13 protein-coding genes are annotated in these 17,186 nt (G+C 55.9%); 9 read left to right on the forward strand and 4 right to left on the reverse strand.

The annotated features are described in order from the left end of the window. Nucleotides 1-21 precede the first annotated feature (21 nt). Together panB and HUN04_17285 are read left to right on the forward strand one after the other, a co-directional pair. Nucleotides 22-813: a 3-methyl-2-oxobutanoate hydroxymethyltransferase gene (gene panB / locus HUN04_17280; protein ID WDP91355.1), complete on the forward strand. Its 792-nt coding sequence runs from the start codon at nucleotides 22-24 to the stop codon at nucleotides 811-813. Continuing rightward, a complete protein-coding gene (locus HUN04_17285; GenBank protein WDP91356.1) occupies nucleotides 800-1,690 on the forward strand; it encodes a DUF2520 domain-containing protein in 891 nt (296 codons plus the stop codon). The genes panB and HUN04_17285 overlap by 14 nt, the downstream gene beginning before the upstream one ends. Here the strand turns inward: HUN04_17285 and HUN04_17290 are convergent. Then, entirely contained in the window at nucleotides 1,687-4,671 is a 2,985-nt protein-coding gene (locus HUN04_17290) for an insulinase family protein (protein WDP91357.1), read from the reverse strand. The genes HUN04_17285 and HUN04_17290 overlap by 4 nt on opposite strands. 78 nt (nucleotides 4,672-4,749) lie before the next feature. Continuing rightward, entirely contained in the window at nucleotides 4,750-5,109 is a 360-nt protein-coding gene (locus HUN04_17295) for a hypothetical protein (GenBank protein ID WDP91358.1), read from the reverse strand. A 335-nt stretch (nucleotides 5,110-5,444) separates the two neighbouring features. On the opposite strand from HUN04_17295, the gene rsmA reads away from it, so the two are divergent. The 5 genes from rsmA (at nucleotide 5,445) to HUN04_17320 (ending at nucleotide 11,644) form a co-directional block, all read left to right on the forward strand. Further along, nucleotides 5,445-6,293, forward strand: a complete 849-nt coding sequence (gene rsmA, locus HUN04_17300) for a ribosomal RNA small subunit methyltransferase A (protein ID WDP91359.1) — start codon at nucleotides 5,445-5,447, stop codon at nucleotides 6,291-6,293. A 340-nt stretch (nucleotides 6,294-6,633) separates the two neighbouring features. Next, complete coding sequence (locus HUN04_17305) at nucleotides 6,634-7,860, forward strand: LL-diaminopimelate aminotransferase (GenBank protein ID WDP91360.1); 1,227 nt, start codon at nucleotides 6,634-6,636, stop codon at nucleotides 7,858-7,860. Next, nucleotides 7,857-9,083 carry a molybdopterin molybdotransferase MoeA gene (locus tag HUN04_17310; protein ID WDP91361.1) on the forward strand — a complete coding sequence of 409 codons (1,227 nt, stop codon included), beginning with the start codon at nucleotides 7,857-7,859 and terminating at the stop codon, nucleotides 9,081-9,083. Before HUN04_17305 ends, HUN04_17310 begins: the two co-directional genes overlap by 4 nt. 32 nt (nucleotides 9,084-9,115) lie before the next feature. After that, the gene (locus HUN04_17315) at nucleotides 9,116-11,050 is read left to right on the forward strand and encodes a molybdopterin biosynthesis protein (GenBank protein ID WDP91362.1); all 1,935 of its coding nucleotides are present in this window, start codon (nucleotides 9,116-9,118) and stop codon (nucleotides 11,048-11,050) included. A gap of 150 nt (nucleotides 11,051-11,200) precedes the next feature. Continuing rightward, a complete protein-coding gene (locus tag HUN04_17320) occupies nucleotides 11,201-11,644 on the forward strand; it encodes a TraR/DksA C4-type zinc finger protein (protein WDP91363.1) in 444 nt (147 codons plus the stop codon). Between the two features lie 117 nt (nucleotides 11,645-11,761). Here HUN04_17320 and HUN04_17325 read toward each other — a convergent pair whose 3' ends face one another. Continuing rightward, nucleotides 11,762-12,919: an OmpA family protein gene (locus HUN04_17325; GenBank protein WDP91364.1), complete on the reverse strand. Its 1,158-nt coding sequence runs from the start codon at nucleotides 12,917-12,919 to the stop codon at nucleotides 11,762-11,764. A gap of 178 nt (nucleotides 12,920-13,097) precedes the next feature. Next, complete coding sequence (locus HUN04_17330) at nucleotides 13,098-14,300, reverse strand: HAMP domain-containing histidine kinase (GenBank protein WDP91365.1); 1,203 nt, start codon at nucleotides 14,298-14,300, stop codon at nucleotides 13,098-13,100. A gap of 160 nt (nucleotides 14,301-14,460) precedes the next feature. Between HUN04_17330 and HUN04_17335 the strand changes: the two genes are divergently transcribed. Continuing rightward, a complete protein-coding gene (locus HUN04_17335; GenBank protein ID WDP91366.1) occupies nucleotides 14,461-15,276 on the forward strand; it encodes an undecaprenyl-diphosphate phosphatase in 816 nt (271 codons plus the stop codon). A gap of 34 nt (nucleotides 15,277-15,310) precedes the next feature. After that, nucleotides 15,311-17,170: an ATP-dependent helicase gene (locus tag HUN04_17340; GenBank protein WDP91367.1), complete on the forward strand. Its 1,860-nt coding sequence runs from the start codon at nucleotides 15,311-15,313 to the stop codon at nucleotides 17,168-17,170. Nucleotides 17,171-17,186: the final 16 nt, after the last annotated feature.

Here is a 17,186-nt window from a genome sequence, read left to right on the forward strand (position 1 = left end):
AAACCATCAGGAGGTAGCGATATGGGTGCAAAGGTAACCACAACCACATTAATGAAAATGAAGCGGGAGGGAAAGAAAATCACGGCCCTCACCGCCTATGACTACCCTTTTGCCGGCCTGGTGGACAGGGCCGGGGTCGATGTTATCCTGGTGGGGGATTCCCTGGGCATGGTGGTCCAGGGAAAGGAGACCACCCTGCCGGTGACCATGGATGAGATGCTCTACCACACCGCCATGGTGGCCCGGGCCTGCAGCTATTCCATGGTGGTGGGGGACATGCCTTTCATGTCCTACCAGGGCGATGTGAATACGGCCGTGGAAAATGCCGGCCGGTTTTTAAAAGAGGCCAATGCCGCTGCAGTGAAGCTGGAGGGCGGGGCCGATGTCTGCCCCGTGATATCCGCCATTGCCAGGGCCGGTATCCCGGTCCAGGCCCATATCGGCCTGACCCCCCAGTCCGTCCACCAGATGGGCGGGTTCAAGGTCCAGCGGGATGAGGACCGGCTGCTCCAGGATGCAAAGGATGTCCAGGCCGCCGGCGCATTTTCCGTGGTCCTGGAAGGGATTCCCTCCCCCATTGCCGCTAAAATCACCCAGGCACTGGATATCCCCACCATCGGCATCGGGGCGGGCCCCCACTGCGACGGGCAGATCCTGGTCATCCATGATATGCTGGGCATCACCGACCGCTACCTGCCCAAATTCGTTAAAAAATATGCAGACATTGCGGCCGAGACCAACCGTGGACTGGCCGGGTACATTAAAGAGGTCAGGGAAGGCAGTTTCCCATCGGAAGATTATGAGTACAAATAAGAAACGGTTCTCCGTAATCGGCTGCGGCCGGGTGGGGGTCTCCCTGGCTGTTTTTCTGGCTGAAAACGGTTTTGAACCGGCAGGTTTTTTCAGTAAAAGCGAGGCCTCGGCCCGGTTTGCCAGTGAGATGACGGGCCGTGGAAAAGTGTTCAGCAATGCCGGGGACTGCGCAGCCGCAGGAGATATTGTCTTTATCACCACCCCGGATACCCTGATTGAACCGGTATGCGGGGAACTGGCCCGGGAGGGGGGCTTTGATAAATGTCCCACGGTCTACCACCTTTCAGGGGCCCTGTCCTCGGATATTCTGGGGACGGCCCGGGATGCCGGGGCCGAAACCGGATCCATCCATCCCCTCCAGGCCTTTACCCCCTATGAGCGGGGGCAGGCCAATCCCTTTGCGGGCATCAACATGTCCGTGGAAGGCGGGGAGGGGGCCGTTGCCCTGGGGGAGGATATTGTCGGAGCCCTGGGAGCCCGGGCCTTTGCCATCCCGACGGCCGCCAAGACCCTTTACCATGCTTCGGCCGTGGTGGCCTCCAACTACCTGGTGACCCTGGAGGACTTTGCCCTGAAACTGCTCATGGAGACAGGGCTGAACCAGGCCGATGCCTACGGGATTCTGGAACCCCTGATCCAGGGGACCCTGGCCAATATCAAGGCCAGGGGATGCGCTGCGGCCCTCACCGGTCCGGTGGCCCGGGGGGACGACGGAATTGTCTCCCGCCACCTTAGGGACATTGACGCCCAAATGCCGCAGTTTTCTTCCCTCTACCGGATCCTGGGCAGCCATACCCTTGAGATCACCCGGCAGGGGGGCGGAATAAGTAAAGAGGCGGAAGAAAAACTCTCCCGCCTCTTTGATGATTACGCTTAGATTTTCTTTAACTCAAGGGGCGGCCGTCCTTCCGCCTCAAGGGCCTGGTTGGCCTGCTCCAGCATGGGTTTCGAGGAGATGACGGCAATGCCCTTGCCTGATTCGTCCCGGGTGAAATAGGTCCGGGCGATTTCCTGGATCCGCTGTTTATCCAGCCCCAGCAGGGCGTCCTTGAATCCTTTTCGAATTTCGTCTGACAATTTGGTGATCTGCCGGTAAAAGGCCTTCATGGCTGCCGGCCCCGGGGTGTCGGGTTTGTCGATATCCGAGCAGACCTGGAGGATGGCCTCTTTAACATCGGTTTGTGTGAATTTCCCTTGGGTAATGAAATCGCAGGCATCGGCGTATACATCCAGGGTCCGCTTGATGTGGGGATCCCGGTAGGAGCCGAAGGAGAAAATCCCCTCTTCGGTATTATACATGGCAAACCCGCCGTAGGCCCCGCCCTTTTCACGGATTTCCTTGTGCAGGTACAGGGCCCGCAGCAGTTTGGAAATCACGGCAAGCCCCGGTGAGTCCGGGTGGGTGATGCGCACGGTTTTAAAGGACTGCCCCACAAAGGAGACCGCCGTATTGGTGTACCATCCCTGGTAGGGGCGGCTGGCGTCCCAGGCAATGTCCGGGGTTGAAAATGCCTGGTGGTTGCCCTTGGGGAGATTGTCGTGGATCTGGCTGATCCGCCGGTCCGCCCGGAGTAAAGAGGGTTCTGCGCCGATCACCGCCGGCTTGAAATTGTCCTGCTTCAGGAGGGAACCGGCAATGGCTGCCAGTTTCAGGGAAAGCTCTTCCAGGGCGTCCCTGCCCGTATCTCCATGGGTGATCCCGGCGGTGAGGGCTTTGATTGCCTGGTACTGGGCAATGCCGTGCCAGAGTTCGCTGATGTGGGCGGCCCTGGACAGGTGGCCGGCGGAGAGGGATATGGCGTATCTGTGGCCGGTGGCGACAATGGAGGACTCCAGGCCGGCCTGGTATTGGAGGAGCAGGCTTTTGAGCCGTTCATGGTCGGTGAAGCCGTAATGGGTGATAAATTCGTCCATGAGGTCGAATAGATTGTCGATGTTCCGGTCCAGTGCCTTGCCCTGGAAGGCCAGAAACGAGTGGGCCCCCCCTTCGCCGCTGAAATAGGTGCCGGAAAAGGGGGATACGGAGATGCCGCCGGTATAGAGATCCATGCGTTCGGCCATGTCCACGTAGGAGCTTTTGGCCGTACCCGCATTGGTAAAGGCCCGGCAGAAAAAAGGCACCATCTCAAAGTGTTCCGGCGGGATATTGCCGGCTCCCACCGGGCAGGTAAAATAGAGGATGCCCGAGGTGGCCTTGTCATAACAGGTGGAAATGGCAGCACCCTCAATCTGATCCGGGTGGATAATCTCAATCTCCGGGGGCACGTCCTCAAGTTCCAGGGTGGGAAGGACGGAGAGGTCCTCCTCGGTTTCCTGGAGCTCCTCCAGGGCTTTGGCATCGGCCTTGATTTGTTCGATATCCGCCGGGGTCAGGGTGGAGAGGATGGATTTGAGTTCCGCCCGGGTCTCTTCCACCTGCCGGTCTTCCAGGCCGTTGTCGGGCTTGAGGGTGAACAGGAGCCGGTGGGGATTGTCCAGAAAATATTCCCGGATTTTATTCTCCAGGAAGGGGCCCTTGGCCAGTTCTTCCTTGAGCCGGTTCAGGTCCCTGTCGATGTTGATGCAGGACACGGGGTCGCCGCCGTGGATCACCGTGCCGGCAAAGGAGAGCAGCATCTTGATGCCGAAGGGGTAGGGGGTGTTGGTGATCTCCTTGCGGTAGAATTCGATCTGGTGGATGGCCGAATCCACCAGGCGCCTTTCAATGCCCTTGTCCGCCAGGCGGGCCAGGGTTTCGAAGATGATTTTTTCCACCTGGGGCACGGCCGCTTCTTCAATATCCTTGAGGCCGCAGACGAACATGGTGTCCCGGTTGTCCCCGTCGAATCCGGTCCCGTCGGAAAGGGCCGAGCCCAGTTCCGCATCAATGAGGGCCTTGCGCAGGGGAGAGGCGGAATTACCCAGAAGGATCTGCTCCAGTATGGTCAATACCAGCACATCAAATCCCGAACAGATATCCGCCGTGAGCCAGGCCACGCAGGCCTGGAATTTCTTGGACAGGTCGCCGGTGTCCGCATAGGCATAGGGCTGGGTCTGGGTTCTGGGGGCCTCCCATCTGGGCTGGGAGGGCACCCGGGTGTCCATTTCCAGAAATTCAAACCGTGACAGCACCTTGTCCTGGATAAACCCTAGGGTTTCCTCCAGGGGAAGGTCGCCGTATGTGTAGAAAAAGGAATTGGAGGGGTGGTAGTATTTGGCGTGGAAGTCTTTGAGCCCCTGGTGGGTGAGTCCGGGGATATCCGCCGGCTCTCCTCCTGAATTATTGCAGTAGGTGGTGTCCGGGTACAGCCCTTTGAGCAGGGCTCTGGACAGCACCTGGTTGGGCGAGGACATGGCCCCTTTCATCTCGTTGTAAACCACCCCTTTGTATACCAGTTCGGCTTCTCCCTCTTCTTTGGGTTCCAATTCCAGGCGGTGGCCTTCCTGCTTGAAGCTCAGTTCGTCTATGTTGGGGAAGAAGGCCGCATCCAGGTAGACATCCATGAGGTTGTAGTAGTCTTTTTTGTTCTGGGAGGAAAAGGGGTACATGGTCCAGTCCGACGCCGTAAATGCATTCATGAAGGTGGACAGGCTCCTTTTGATCATGGAGAAAAACGGGTCCCTGACCCCGTATTTTTCCGAGCCGCAGAGCACGGTGTGCTCAAGAATATGGGCCACCCCCGTGGAATCCGTGGGGACGGTTCTGAAAAAAACGCCAAAGGTGTTTTCCTTATCCTTGTTGGCGATGTGGATGTGAACGGCCTTTGTGGCCGTATGGATCAGTTCAATGAGATGGGCGTCAATACTGGGCAGATGGGACACCTGTTTGATCTGATACCCGTTGATGGTTTCTCCTGGCGTGAATGCGATCTTTTCCATAGTCCTTCCTAATGTTATGGGCGTCAACCTATCCTGCGGGCTATTGCTCAATTACAGCGCCTGGTTTGCGCGCTGGCACTAGATGGCTTTGTATATGCCCCGGGTCACCCGCTCGATTTTCTTAATTTTGTCCAGCCTGAAGATGATGTTTCTTAGTTTTTTGTCATCAAATCCCGTGGCCGCCTTGATGGTTTTAAAATTGGTGCCCTCAGGATGGTTGCCTATGATTTCCAGCACAATGGCCGAGGCACTTTTTTTCTTTGGCGTCCGGGGCCTGCCTGCGCCCCTTCCCGAAGGCTGCTTCTGATAAATTAATTGCTCCAGTTTGTCAAGCCTGGCATGGAGATGGGCGATGTCTTCCTTACTGGGAATGTCCAGGCGGTGGAGCAGTAGTCGAATGAAGCTTTCCCAGTTTGCGCCAAGATCATTGGGTTCCATATGATTATTTCTCCTTTATTTGATTTGGCCGGTATGCCCCTGGGTAGGAATAGTGATCTAAAGGGGTCCGGCAGGCCAATTCGGCCCGGTTGCAGGTAATGGATCGCATCGCATACGAAAGTATCTAAAAAATTACTTCCTGCAAGGGAGAAAGTCAAGTAGTAAACTTGTAAAAAAATAGTAAAATAGCCGGGTTGGCGCCGATTGCAGTGCTTGTAAAAAATGTTTCCATGCTTATGATTTGTACCTTTAGGGCGCCATGTGGTATGATGGCGCCGACGCCCGGAGAATAACCCGTGGAAATGACTGAATATATACGAAGGAAACCCTAACGCATGACACATCCCGGAGAATTACTTAAGAGAAACAATTTATACGCCGGAAAGGAACTGGGCCAGAACTTTTTGTCCAACCCGGCCACGGCCCAGATGATCGTCGATCATACCGGTGTCTCCGGGGAGACCCGCGTTTTGGAAGTCGGGCCGGGCCTGGGGGCAATTACCCGGCCCCTGGCCCGGGCGGCAAAACATGTGACGGCGGTGGAAAAGGACCGGCGGATGATTCCCCTGCTCCAAGGGGAGCTTGAGGCGGACGGGATTGATAATGTCACCATTATTAATAAGGATATTTTGAAAACAGATATCCGTGGGATCGCAGGAGAGGATAAGCTGGTGGTCATGGGAAACCTGCCCTATAATATTTCCTCCCAGATTCTGTTTAAACTGGTAAAAACAAGGAGAGTGATAGACCGCGCTTTCCTCATGTTCCAGAAGGAGCTGGCCGTACGACTGCTGGCCTCTCCCGGGGGGCGGGATTACTCCAGGCTCACCGCCGTGGTTCAGTATGCCGCAAAGATTTCCCATGTGGCAGATATCCGTCCCAACAGTTTTTTCCCCAGGCCCGAGGTTGATTCCACGGTGCTGAGGTTTGACTTCTTCGAACCGGGGGAGATGAGTGAATCAGATGAGGACCTGCTTTTTGAGGTCATCAAGGCGGCCTTTTCCAAACGCCGGAAGACATTGAGAAATTCCATGAGCGGCGGGGAACTGGGACTTAAGAAACCCCAGGCCGGAGAGGCCCTTGAAGGGGCAGGCATTGATCCGGCCCGCAGGGCGGAAACGCTTACCATTGATGAATTTGTTGAACTTGCCAAGTCGGTTAAGCAAGTGGTTCAGCCCCGATGATGAGGGCGTTGAGGATATACCGGTCCGCCGGAAGAGACGGTCTGGAAGCGCCGGTTGCCGGTTCTGAATCTTATCCATTGCAGCGGTACGACATGACTTTATTATTCAAAGTCATATGGACGGGATTCTCTGTTAATAAGTATAAAATATTCTATGTATGATTATTTTTTATGTTTCTTTTAAGGTGTTTATTAAAATGTGGCGAATAATATTCGTTTGACAACGCCCCGGGTTTTGTCTAAAACCTATTGGGGATGGAAGATGGATTTTATTCAACCCGGCGGAGACCTTTTTCTGCCAGGCTGAAACCACTAATATATGAAATTTTAAGGAAAGCGACATGATCAGAGCCAACGAAAATTATGGTAAACTCCAGGCGTCCTATCTGTTTTCGGATATTGCCAAACGGGTGGAAAAATTCCAGACGGACAACCCCGATGCAGATGTCATCCGCCTCGGGATCGGGGATGTAACCCGGGCCCTGGCCCCTGCCGTTGTGGATGGATTCCGCAAAGGGGTTGAAGAAATGGCCCAGGATGCCACTTTCAGGGGATACGGCCCGGAACAGGGGTATGCATTTTTAAGGGAGGCCATTGCGGCCAACGATTTCCAGGCCCGGGGCGCGGATATTGAGCCCGATGAAATTTTTGTCAGCGACGGTGCCAAATGCGATACCGGCAATTTCCAGGAACTCTTTGCCGAGGACATTAAAATCGCCATTCCCGATCCGGTCTACCCGGTTTACCTGGATACCAATGTCATGGCCGGCCGAACCGGTGCTTACGTGGATGGACGGTACCAGGGCATCGTCTACATGGACTGCCTCAAGGAAAACGGGTTCATGCCTGAACTGCCCGAGGAACCGGTGGACCTGATTTACCTTTGCTTCCCCAACAACCCCACCGGCGCCACCGCCACCAGGGACGAACTGAAAACCTGGGTGGACTATGCAAAGGAGAACAAGGCACTGATTCTCTTTGATGCGGCCTATGAATCCTTTATCCGGGATGAGAGCCTGCCCAGAAGCATCTATGAAATCGAGGGGGCCAAAGAGGTGGCCGTGGAATTCAGGAGCTTTTCCAAGACCGCCGGATTCACCGGCACCCGATGCGGATTCACCGTGGTGCCTAAGGCCTGCAAGGTATACGGGGCGGACGGGACTGAAATTTCCCTCCACGCCATGTGGAACCGCCGGCACACCACCAAGTTCAACGGGGTTTCCTACCCGGTGCAGAAAGCGGCCGAGGCCGTTTACTCGGAAGCCGGCAAGGCCCAGGTCAAGGAGTATATCGATTACTACCTGGCCAATGCCAAGGTGGTCCGCCAGACAATGACCGAACTGGGCTTTGACTATGTGGGCGGCGAAAATTCACCCTATATATGGATCGACGGCCAGGGCCGGGATTCCTGGGATTTTTTCGACCTGCTGTTGAATAAGGCCGCCGTGGTCTGCACCCCGGGCGGGGGATTCGGCCGGTGCGGCAGCCAATACATCCGTATTTCAGCATTTAACAGCCTTGAAAATGTGACCAAGGCCATGGAACGGGTGAAAGACGCCTTAAAATGAACCATTTTTTCAATGTAAAGACCCTGGAAGAGGTATTGGCCCTGGCAGAGACCTTTGGGCCGGTGGGCGAGGAAACCGTTGAAACGGGAGACGCCTGGTCCAGGGTCCTGGCTGAAGATATCACGGCCAAAGAAGATATGCCCGGGTTCAGGCGGGCCTGCATGGACGGTTATGCGGTCCGGGCTTCTGACACCTTCGGGGCCTCGGAATCCACACCGGCCTGGCTGGAAATTGCCGGGACCATTGCCATGGGGGAAACCCCGGAGTTTGAACTGCCCCGGGGCAGTGCCGCCCGCATCTCCACAGGCGGCATGCTGCCGGCTGGGGCCGATGCCGTGGTCATGGTGGAGCACAGCGAAGCCGTGGACGAGCAGTCCGTGGAGATATACAAGAGTGTGGCCCCCCTCCAGCATGTCATTGACAGTTCAGAGGATTTTGCCGGAGGTAATGTGGTATTGGAAAAGGGCAGTCTTGTCCGGCCCCAGGAACAGGGACTGCTGGCGGGATTGGGCCATTCCCGGTGCCGGGTGTTCAAGACCCCTAAGGTGGGGATTATCTCCACCGGGGATGAGATCATTCCCATTGAAGGAATGCCGGGGCCGGGTAAGATCCGGGACATCAATTCCTACTCCCTGGCCGCCCTGATCCGGGAGGCCGGGGGGGAGGCCATCCGATACGGCATTGTCAAGGATGATCCCGGGGCCTTGAAAACCATCTGCGAAAACGCCCTGGCCCAGACGGACATGGTATTGATTTCCGGGGGATCCTCAGTGGGTGCCCGGGACTATACCGTTGAGGTGCTCGCGGGTTTGGCAGATACCCAGATCCTGGTCCACGGCATGTCCGTGAGTCCGGGAAAGCCCACCATCCTGGCCCGTTCCGGAAAGACCCCGGTTTGGGGGCTGCCCGGCCAGGTGACCTCGGCCATGGTGGTACTGAAAATCGTGGTGATTCCTTTCCTGAATAAAATACAGGGCCTTTCTGCCCCAGGGGAACCGGTGAGGCTGCCGGCACGGCTTACCCGTAACCTGGCCTCGGCCCAGGGCCGCCGGGATTTTGTCCGGGTGGCGCTCCACCGGGGAGACGCCGGGCTGGAAGCCCGGCCGGTGCTGGGGAAATCCGGGCTGATCCGGACCATGGTCCACGCCGACGGGCTCCTTGAAATCGGTGAGCATGTGGAAGGGCTGGAAAAGGGCAGCATCCAAGAGATACTTCTTTTTTAAATCGTCAGGCACTCAATCAACGGAATGTATACATGAATACCAAGCGAAATATCTATCTGAGTATGGTCAGCATCCAGGAGGCCAAAGCCTGCCTCCTGGACAAATTCGGCGATCTGGCCTCCAATACCGAAACTTTGAGGGTGGTGGATGCCAAGGACCGGGTCCTGGCGGCCCAGGCCGTGGCCGCCATCTCTTCCCCTAATTTCCATGCCGCGGCCATGGACGGCATCGCCGTTGATGCCCAGACCACCTTCGGGGCCAGTGAGGATGCACCCAGGATCCTGAAAATCGGCGATACTGCGTTTTGGATCAATACCGGCCATGCCCTGCCTGAAAATACCAATGCCGTCATCATGATTGAAAACCTCAACACCCTGGACGAGGAAACCGTTGAAATTGAGGCCCCTGCCTTTCCCTGGCAGTACGTCAGGAAAATGGGGGAGGATATCGTGGCCACCCAGCTGCTCTTCCCCAGGGACCATCAGATCAATGCCTATGCCATGGGCGCCCTGCTCTCCGGCGGGGTGTTTGATGTGGAAGTGAGGAAGAAACCCAGGGTGATGATTATTCCAACGGGCAACGAATTGAAGCAGTGGCAGGATGTGAGCGCCGACACCATGAAACCCGGGGATGTGGTGGAATCCAACGCCACGGTGCTGGGGGCCCTGTGCCAGGATTACGGGGCAGAATTCGAGATCCATTCCATGCTCAGAGACGACCTTGAGACCATTCAGCGTGCCGTGGCCGATGCCGCTGCAGGGGAATACGACATGGTCATGATTATCGGGGGCTCTTCGGCCGGATCCATGGATTTTGCCAAACCCGTGATTTCCAGTCTGGGTGAGGTCTTTGTCCACGGGGTCACCATGATGCCGGGCAAACCCGTGATGTTCGGGCAGGTGGCAGGGACACCGGTTTTCGGGATTCCCGGCTATCCGGTATCCGCCATTGTTGCCTTTGAGGAGTTTGCCGGCCCCCTGCTGTTGAACATGCAGCACCTGCCCGAAATAAAACGGCAGACCGTCCCGGTGACCCCGGCCCGGAAGGTGGCCTCCAAGCTGGGCCAGGAGGAGTTTTTACGGGTGAAGATCGGGTCCGTGGACGGCAAGCTCATGTCCTCCCAGCTGCCCCGGGGCTCGGGCAGCATCACCACCCTTACCGAGGCCGACGGCATTATCCGCATCCCCCGCCACGTGGAGGGAATTACCGACGATGAAACGGTTACGGCCCAGCTGTTGAGGCCCCTGTCCGCCATTGAGGACACCGTGGTTATCACCGGTTCCCATGACAACACCCTGGACCTGCTGGCGGACCAGATTCGGAAGACCCATCCGGGTACCGGAATTTCTTCCAGCCATGTGGGGTCCATGGGGGGGCTGATGGCCATTAAAAAGGGGGCCTGCCACATGGCCGGTGCCCATCTCCTTGATCCGGAGGACGGCAGCTATAATATTTTCTATATTGAAAAATATCTTTCCGGCATCCCGGTCCGCCTGGTCAATCTGGTCATGCGGGAGCAGGGGCTGATCCTGCCCAGGGGGAATCCAGACAAGATTTCAGGGCTGGAAGATATCGCAGACAGAAAGCTGGATTTCATCAACCGTCAGCCCGGGTCCGGCACTCGGATTCTTCTGGATTACAGCCTGAAGAAAAGTGGGATTTCCCCGGGGGATATCCCGGGATATGAGAATGACGAATACACCCATATGTCGGTGGCTGTGGCTGTGCTCTCCGGCCGGGCCAGAGCGGGCCTGGGCATCAAGGCCGCCGCCATTGCCCTGGGCCTGGATTTCCTGCCCGTGGTCACGGAATCCTACGACCTGGTCATTCCGGAGGTGTATTACAATACCCGGAAGATCCAGACCCTTCTTTCCACCATCCGCAGCACCGAATTCAAGCAGCGGGTGATGGCGCTGGGAGGATACGGGGTGGAGACCACCGGCGAATTGAGGTACCGGTCCGCCTGATCTTTGGTCTTTTGTTATTTTTTCCGCCGGCCCTCCGCCGGCCGGCGGATCATCTCTAATCGCCTTCTAATCCCTGTTTAATTCTGGCTTAATTTCGCTCCTGTAAATCCTTGCCGTAAATTCCAAAACATCATTTATGGAGGCCAAGGAATGACACAGGTATATGCGCAGGCATCATCACAGAGGTATATTCCCGCAGCAGGCGAACCCTATATGAGTGACGCACAGCTGGCTTATTTCAGAGAAAAACTGATCCGTCGTAAAGAGGAACTGGGCCAGAAGCTCTCAACGTCCATCCAAAAGGTCAAAAGCCTTGAATCTTTACAGGCCGATATTTTGGACCGGAGCAATACCTATATTGATCTGGAGCGGGAAGTGAAGAATTTTGAACGGTATTCCAATATGATGATCCAGGTGAACAACGCCCTTGAACGGATGGATAAAGGCAATTTCGGGTATTGCGAACTCACGGGTGACGAAATCGGACTGAAACGCCTGGAGGCCATTCCCTTTGCGACCATGTCCATCCAGGCCCTGGAGGAATTTGAGGCAAGCCGGAACCATCCATATGGAACCCGGCCTATTTTTTCCTAAACGGTCTTTACCCGGTCTTCAGTCCGGGGCGAATTCCGGACGGTAAAAATGCCATCGGGCAGTGCATTATCCAATGCACTGCCCGATGGTTGTTTCAGGAATTCTTAAGGATTCGTCTTAATAGGGATGAATCTCAACCCGGCGGTTCAGGGAACGGCCGAAGTCAGTGCCGTTCAGGGCAACGGGTTTGGTAAAACCGAAGCCGGTGGTGGCCATCCGGTTGCGCAGTATGCCTTTGTCCACCAGATATTTGGCAACGGCGTTGGCGCGTCTCATGGACAGCCCCATATTGTATTCTTCGCTGCCGATATTATCGGTGTGGCCCTGAAGCTCAATGCTCATGGCAGGATTCTTTTTCAGGATGCCAGCCACTTCGTCCAGCAGGGGATAGGCAACGGGTTTGATCACGGATTTGTCATAATCAAAGAGCACGTGATTCAGGGTCCAGCAGCCCACTGCATTGACTCTGGCGCCAACCGGAGTGCCCGGGCATTTATCCTGGTCGTCGAATACGCCGTCGCCGTCGCTGTCATTGGGGGTAATGACGGCGGTGGGGGCACCTGCTTTTTTCAGAAATACTTTTTCAACAAATGCTGCCATGGCATCGCCGTCCATGAGGTCGTCGGCGTTGGAGAGGAAACCGCAGTCGCCGATGCGGGCGACTTCTTTGAGGAAGGCGGTACCTTCAGGTGCATTGCCCACCTGAATGGGATAGAAGCATATGGAAGAGCCGTAAAGGTCTTTCAGCGCCTGAACCTGTTCGATTTTTGGTTCCATATCCAGGCCGTCGGAGATGATGATCACGGCGTTATGGATACCGCTGAGGCCTTCAAGATCGGTCTGCACGGCGTCCAGGGCGGTGCCCAGGGGGCTGTAGCCGCCGGCTTCGGTGATAACGCCGATTTTGCTGCCCAGAGCTGCGGTATTGTATGTTTCCATCCCGTAAAGCAGGTCGGTTTTGTTTTTGGATACGGCATCGGCATGGCCGAATGATCTCAGGCCCGCGGTCTGTCCCAGTTCAGGGATGGTCAGATTCATCCGTTCAGCAATGGCCTTGGCCGTTGTGACTTTGGGAATCCCCATGTATTTATGGCGCATGGAGCTTGAGGCATCCAGGACGATAATAAAGTTATCGACCTTGGATTTGTACATGGCGGTGTCAAACTGCTTGGCAGAAAAGGCCGGCAGATCCACCGGGGTCTTGGTCGCGCATCCGAACAGGAAAAGGAAGGCGATCATGGACAACAAACTTCTGGTGAAAAATTTCTTGTTCATTTTTTCTCCTTTTGTAGGTGTAATTAATTAGTTCATTGATTCGATTTAGGTTTAGACTGCTTTGTTTGACTTCAGGTAATTACCCGACATAGTACAGGAGAAAGGAAATGAAATCAACCGTTCTTTGCCTTCTTTTTCCGATGGTTTTCGTCTGGAGGACCGGTGGCTGCGTTGGGTGTCAAGGGGCGCCCTGGCCCGCCGGCGTGCTGGGAACAGGGAAATGTATCTCAGTGAGATTTCCTTTTTCGGCGCAGCTTTCAATTGTTATTTTTCCGCCGTGATCTTTTACTATTTTTCGGACCACGGCAAGGCCCAGCCCGGATCCGGGACGGCCCATTTTTTTCCGGGTATAAAAGGGGTCGAAAATATGGGCGATATTTTTTTCTGACAAGGGAGGGCCGTCGTCTTTTATGCTCAGCCGTACCGTATCGGCATCCCGGCGGTCCAGCCCCAGTTCCACCCGGCTGCCCGGCCGTGCGCCGTACGCGGCATGGGTGACAAGGATTGCGATGAGCCGGGTAAGGAGGAGTTCGCTGATCGTGATAACGCCCGGGCATTCCTGGGCCCTGAAAGAAAACCGGACATGGGGGTGCTTGGCCTTCAGGGCGGCATGGGCACTGCCTGAAAAATAGGCCTCGGCCACGGGCACCGGATCAATGGGAGAGGGGGTGTAGGACTGGGGGCGGGCCAGGAAAAGAAAATTCTGGACCAGATCCGATGCCAGCACTCCGGACTCGTGGATAAAGGAGACCGGTTCTTTCAAGGGGCTGTTCTTTTCAAGTTGCATGAGCATCAGTTCGGGGTAAGAGACCAGGCCTGAAAGAATATTGTTCAGGTCATGGGCGGTCTGGGCGGCCATTTGGGCCACACGGCGGTGGGTGTCTGCCCGGGCCAGTTGAAGCTGATGCCCCAGTGCGCCTGCCAGGCATCTGAGGGCGTGGTGATGGTCCGTGTTAAATTCAAGGGGGGCGGCGGCCCCGACCCATAAAATGCCCGAAGCCCTCATCTCCGTGGTTACGGCTGCTCCCAGAAGGGCTGAGATTCCGTATTTTTCAATCAGGGGATCCGGCGGGGCCGGGCCATCATCCATGGCAACCACCGTTCCGGTTTCCGGGGGGCGGCAGAGCAGGGTGGGCGTATGTTCAATGTCCCGGGCCAGACCCTGGGGAAGATTCGATCCTGCCCGCACAAGGGGCACAGGGGGGCAGGTTTCCACATACAGGGAAAAATGTCCCTGGGTGAGGGCGCAGGCGCCGTTCAGAATGATATCTGTGTTTTTTACCGTATCAGGGCCCAGCCGGCCGAGGAGGTCGGCGGTCCGGGCCAGCAGGGTCTCCCCTTTATCCCTGCCGGTCGCAGGGGGGATGTCCCTATGTTTCATAACATCGGTAAATGACATAGGAAATTTTTATTGTGAACCCCCCATAAATTCAAGTCTTTTTTTAAAATCTTGCAATTTAAGGCCAACAATTATATACGGTTGCGAGGCCGGGGGACCGGCCGGATTTATAATTCATTCAACGCTGAATAATAGGCAATATATGGAAATTTACCAGGGAATCATACTCGGCATCCTCCAGGGGCTGACGGAATTTTTGCCGGTGAGCAGCTCCGGCCATCTGGTGCTGGGGCAGATTTATTTTAATATTACTGAAGGGGGCCTGGCCTTTGATGTGGCCGTGCACATGGGCACCGTGGCTGCGGTGGTGGTGGTTTATTTTTCCGATATCCGGGAAATGACGGCTTCCCTGCTCCGGTTTATAACGGCCCCCAATAAAAAAGAGCTGAACGCCCAGGACAAAAACCTGAATTTTGTCTGGTGCATCCTGGCCGGGTCCGTGCCCACGGCCCTGATCGGATTCGGTTTAAAAACCCTTGAGCATATTCTGTTCACCTCCTCACTGCTTGTGGGGCTGATGCTGCTGGTGACGGGAGGCGTGCTTTGGGGATCAAAAAAGTATTACCGTGAATCCGACTCCGGCGGTGCACCCCTGACCCTGAAACGGGCCCTGTTCATCGGGGTGGTCCAGGGGATGGCGGTGGTCCCGGGTATCTCCCGTTCCGGCTCCACCATTGCCGCAGGCATGTTCGCAGGGCTTGACCGGACAACGGCGGCCCGGTTTTCCTTTCTCCTGTCTGTGCCGGCCATCTGCGGGGCACAGATCATCAGTATCAAGGATGCCCTAGAAACCGGGGGGCTCATTGACCCGGCCGTCATTTGTGGTACAATCGTTTCGTTTATTGTCGGCCTTGCTGCATTGAAACTGCTGCTGAAGCTGGTTCACACCGGTAAATTTCATCTCTTTGCACCCTATTGCTGGCTGGCGGGCATTTTGGCATTGATATCGAGTTTTTAACATATAGATCCAAGAAAGAGTACGATACTTATTTATGCAGTTATCCAAACCCCAACAGGATGCCGTTAATCATACCGGCTCCCCGGCCCTTGTGGTTGCGGGAGCCGGTTCCGGTAAGACCAGAACCCTCACCGCCAAGTTTTCCCACCTCACGGCCACGGGCCACCTTCCCGAACGGATCCTGGCCATCACCTTTACCAACAAGGCCGCCCAGGAGATGAAGTCCCGGCTCATGGAGATGACCGGCATGCCGGCCATGCGGTTCGAGTGGGTGAGAACCTACCATTCCGCCTGTCTGATGATTTTGAAAAAGCATTGCGAAACCATGGGCTATACCGCCCCCCTCCAGGTCTTTTCCGTCTACCAGCAGGATAAACTGGTCAAGGAACTCTGCGTCCAGAATAATATTGAAAAGAAATTTGCCAACCGCATCCTGTCCACCATTTCCCGGGCCAAGAACTTCGGGGACCCGGCCCGGTATTTTGACCGCCACCCCGGCTTTTACAATATCAAACTGGGGGATATATACAGCCAGTACGAAGCCCGGCTGGCTGAGATGAACTGCGTGGATTTTGACAATATCCTGCTTAAGACCCGGGACCTGCTCCGGGACAATGAGGCGGTGCGCAATTGGTACCGAAATTATTTCTCCTATATCCTGGTGGATGAATACCAGGATACCAATAACCTCCAGGAGGATCTCACCGGGCTGCTGCTGGGTGGCCACCGCAACCTCTTCTGCGTGGGGGACGACTGGCAGGCCGTCTACGGGTTCCGCGGCTCCAACGTCAACCATTTTCTGGGATTTCCGGACAAGTACAAGGATGCCCAGATTTTCAGGCTGGAGGAGAATTACCGTTCCGCCGATGAAATTGTCCAGGCGGCCAACGATATGATCGACTACAACCCCGACAAGATGGACAAACGGTGCTTTTCAAAGAAAAAGGGCGGGGTGGTGGAGATCTATGATTTCATGTCCGATGCCCACGAGGCGGAATGGGCGGCCAAGCGGATACGTGCCCTGCACAAAAACGGCCAGGGTATCCCCTATGACAAGATGGCCGTGGTCTACCGGACCAAATTCTGCTCCCTGCCCTTTGAAAAGATATTCCGGGCCTTCAGGGTGCCCTACCGGCTCATGGGCTCCCAGGGCTTTTTCGAGCGCATGGAGATTCTGGATATCAACTCCTATCTCTCCGCCGCCTATTTCCCGGGGGACGATCTCTCCTTTGAACGCATCGTCAACACCCCCAAGCGGGGCATCGGCCCCACCATGATAAAGAAAATCGCGGCCATGCGCACCAACGGTCAGAGTCTCCAGGACGCGGCCCGCACCATGGTGAAAGAGCGGGTGCTCACCAAAAAGGTCCATGAAAACCTATCCGGGGTGCTGGATCTTCTGGACACCATCCATGATATGGCCCCGGCCATGGCCATGGAGACGGTCCTGGACCGGACCGGGTATTACGATTATCTGGAAAAGAAAACTAAAACCTACGAGGAGTTCATTTCCAAAAAGGAGAATATCGAACAGCTCGTCTATACGGCCAGGTCCAAGGATACCATGCTGGAATACCTGGAGGAGGCCGCCCTGATCCGGGAGGACAAGGAGGAGGATGACACCGATGAAAGCAAAGTCGCCCTGCTGACCATCCATTCGGCCAAGGGGCTGGAGTTCGACACCGTATTCATCGTGGGGTGTGAGGAACGGCTCTTTCCCCACTGGCGGTCCATTGACGAGGGGGACAAGGCCCTGTTCGAGGAGCGGCGGCTGATGTACGTGGCCATGACAAGGGCCGAGCGGTTTCTTTACCTCACCCACGCCAACTACCGGAAGGGGGAGTTTGCCACCCGGAGCCGGTTCATCGACCAGATCAGGGAATGCCTGGCCTGACCGGGCCAAGGGTGAC

The organism is Desulfobacter sp. (assembly GCA_028768525.1).
Classification (GTDB): Bacteria; Desulfobacterota; Desulfobacteria; order Desulfobacterales; family Desulfobacteraceae; genus Desulfobacter.

Bases quoted from the DNA above. Each gene is read 5' to 3' on its own strand.
- panB (WDP91355.1), top strand. From the start codon at position 22: ATGGGTGCAAAGGTAACCACAACCACATTAATGAAAATGAAGCGGGAG.
- HUN04_17285 (WDP91356.1), top strand. From the start codon at position 800: ATGAGTACAAATAAGAAACGGTTCTCCGTAATCGGCTGCGGCCGGGTG.
- HUN04_17290 (WDP91357.1), bottom strand. From the start codon at position 4,671: ATGGAAAAGATCGCATTCACGCCAGGAGAAACCATCAACGGGTATCAG.
- HUN04_17295 (WDP91358.1), bottom strand. From the start codon at position 5,109: ATGGAACCCAATGATCTTGGCGCAAACTGGGAAAGCTTCATTCGACTA.
- rsmA (WDP91359.1), top strand. From the start codon at position 5,445: ATGACACATCCCGGAGAATTACTTAAGAGAAACAATTTATACGCCGGA.
- HUN04_17305 (WDP91360.1), top strand. From the start codon at position 6,634: ATGATCAGAGCCAACGAAAATTATGGTAAACTCCAGGCGTCCTATCTG.
- HUN04_17310 (WDP91361.1), top strand. From the start codon at position 7,857: ATGAACCATTTTTTCAATGTAAAGACCCTGGAAGAGGTATTGGCCCTG.
- HUN04_17315 (WDP91362.1), top strand. From the start codon at position 9,116: ATGAATACCAAGCGAAATATCTATCTGAGTATGGTCAGCATCCAGGAG.
- HUN04_17320 (WDP91363.1), top strand. From the start codon at position 11,201: ATGACACAGGTATATGCGCAGGCATCATCACAGAGGTATATTCCCGCA.
- HUN04_17325 (WDP91364.1), bottom strand. From the start codon at position 12,919: ATGAACAAGAAATTTTTCACCAGAAGTTTGTTGTCCATGATCGCCTTC.
- HUN04_17330 (WDP91365.1), bottom strand. From the start codon at position 14,300: ATGAAACATAGGGACATCCCCCCTGCGACCGGCAGGGATAAAGGGGAG.
- HUN04_17335 (WDP91366.1), top strand. From the start codon at position 14,461: ATGGAAATTTACCAGGGAATCATACTCGGCATCCTCCAGGGGCTGACG.
- HUN04_17340 (WDP91367.1), top strand. From the start codon at position 15,311: ATGCAGTTATCCAAACCCCAACAGGATGCCGTTAATCATACCGGCTCC.